Raw genomic sequence first — 2,153 nt, 5'->3', positions numbered from 1 at the left:
CGCAATTTTAGCATTTTCAAGGGCTTTTTCAATCATTTTTGCATTATGGATACGGCCTAGGAAGTGAAGCTTTTTTTCACTAAAACTTTGCGCGCCAAAAGAAATGCGATTTAGCCCGTAGCTTTTCATCGTTTCAAGCCATTTTAGCGAAGCGGAGTTGGGATTAGCCTCGGAGCTTATTTCGGCATTTTTTTGCAAAAAAGGGCTTAAAAGTTCAAAAATTTCAGCGTAATTTTCAGCCTCTACACAGCTTGGTGTCCCACCGCCGATAAAAAGAGTTTTAATGGATGAGGGCGACACTGTAAAATGCTTCAAATGAAAAAGAATATCCCGCTTTAAAGCCCTAAAATAAGCCTTTTCATAATCCTTTTTTTTAAGACTGGTAAAGGCACAGTAATGGCATTTGCTTTCGCAAAAAGGGATATGGAGATAAAAATGCACGAAAACCTTTTAATTTAAAAATGGTTTGATAATTTTAGTTAAGATTTGCTTACAAAGTTAAGACTTTAATTTCTTTGCTAAAGAATAACCGTGGAGAAAACGAAAAAATACCGCCCCAATGTCGCCGCCATTGTTCTTTCAAGCGACTATCCTTTTTCTTGCGAAATTTTCATTGCAAGGCGTAGCGATATGAGGGAAATTTGGCAGTTTCCGCAAGGGGGCATTGATGAGGGCGAGGATGTGAGGGTGGCCTTGCTTAGGGAGCTAAAAGAAGAGATTGGGACAAATAGGGTTGAAATCATCGCCGAGTATCCCGAGTGGCTGAGTTATGATTTCCCCGCTAAGGTGGCTTCAAAAATGTATCCTTATGATGGGCAAATTCAAAAGTATTTTTTGGTGCGACTTAAAGCAGACGCGAAAATAAATATCCACACCAAGGACCCTGAATTTGATGCCTATCGTTTTGTGCGGGTGCGGGAGCTTTCTAGGTGGGTGAATCATTTCAAAAAAAGGCTTTATTTGCAAGTGCTTGCTTATTTTGAAGAGAAAGGTTATGTTTGATGTTAGTCGTGCAAAAATATGGCGGAACAAGCGTAGGTAATTTAGAGCGTATTGAGGCGGTGGCGCAGCGGGTTATTGAGAGTGCGAAAGAGGGACATAGGCTTGTGGTGGTCGTTTCCGCGATGAGCGGGGTAACCAATAGCCTCATCGAGCAAGCCGAGCATTTGAGTAAAAATCCCAACGGAGAGGCTATGGATATGCTTTTGAGCAGTGGCGAGAGGGCGAGTTCGGCTCTGCTTACCATAGCCCTCAATGAAAAGGGCTTTAAGGCGGTGGTTTTTTCGGGTAGAAGGGCTGGCATTATGACCGATAGCCTTTTTACGAAGGCGAGGATCAAGCACATCGACACAGGGGGCATTGAGGCGGCTTTGGCGGAGGGCTTTATTGTCGTTATAGCGGGTTTTCAGGGTGTGGATGCCCTGGGCAGAGTTACGACCCTGGGCCGGGGGGGAAGTGATCTTAGTGCGGTGGCGGTAGCTGGGGCTTTGAGGGCAGATTTGTGTGAAATTTACACCGATGTGGATGGGGTTTATACGACCGATCCTCGCATTGAGCCTAAGGCAAGGAAGCTGGATAAGATTGCCTATGAGGAAATGCTAGAACTTGCAAGTTTGGGGGCGAAAGTTTTGCAAAATCGCTCTGTGGAGCTTGCAAAAAAGCTCGAGGTAAATTTGGTAACTAGAAGTAGTTTTAATAAAAATGAGGGAACGATGATTACGAAGGAAGATGGAATGGAAAAGGCTCTAGTCAGTGGCATAGCCTTGGATAAAAATCAAGCAAGGATTACTCTAAGGCAGATTGAGGATAGGCCCGGCATAGCAGCGGCTATTTTTTCGGCTTTGGCAGAGCATAATATCAATGTGGATATGATTATTCAAAATGTCGGTGTGGACGGAGCGACAAATTTGGGCTTTACCGTGCCTGAAAATGAACTGGATTTAGCGAAAAATACCTTGCGTGAAATTTTGGGCGAACAGGTTGTGATGGAAAGCGATAGCGCCGTGGTGAAAGTCTCTGTCGTGGGCGTGGGGATGAAATCGCACTCAGGGGTGGCTTCGCAAGCCTTTAAAACTCTAGCTAATGAGGGCATTAATATCGGTATGATTTCTACGAGCGAGATTAAAATTTCTCTCATTGTGCATGAAAAATAT

General features: G+C 44.0%; 3 protein-coding genes. 2 read left to right on the top strand and 1 reads right to left on the bottom strand.

Translation table 11 applies throughout. The features are described 5' to 3' along the window. Positions 1–441, bottom strand: a 441-nt coding sequence (locus tag Q4A73_RS07305) for a radical SAM protein (RefSeq protein ID WP_303206794.1), incomplete at its 3' end; no start/stop codon positions are given. A 90-nt stretch (positions 442–531) separates the two neighbouring features. Between Q4A73_RS07305 and Q4A73_RS07300 the strand changes: the two genes are divergently transcribed. Together Q4A73_RS07300 and Q4A73_RS07295 are read left to right on the top strand one after the other, a co-directional pair. Continuing rightward, a complete protein-coding gene (locus Q4A73_RS07300) occupies positions 532–1,002 on the top strand; it encodes an RNA pyrophosphohydrolase (RefSeq protein ID WP_303206793.1) in 471 nt (156 codons plus the stop codon). Next, positions 1,002–2,153 (top strand): aspartate kinase (locus tag Q4A73_RS07295; RefSeq protein WP_303206792.1); only part of this gene is annotated, 1,152 nt, incomplete at its 3' end. The genes Q4A73_RS07300 and Q4A73_RS07295, both read left to right, overlap by 1 nt.

The sequence above is a fragment of the Campylobacter sp. genome (assembly GCF_030528245.1).
Lineage (GTDB): Bacteria > Campylobacterota > Campylobacteria > Campylobacterales > Campylobacteraceae > Campylobacter_D.
This window is presented reverse-complemented; position numbering and strand designations above follow the sequence as displayed.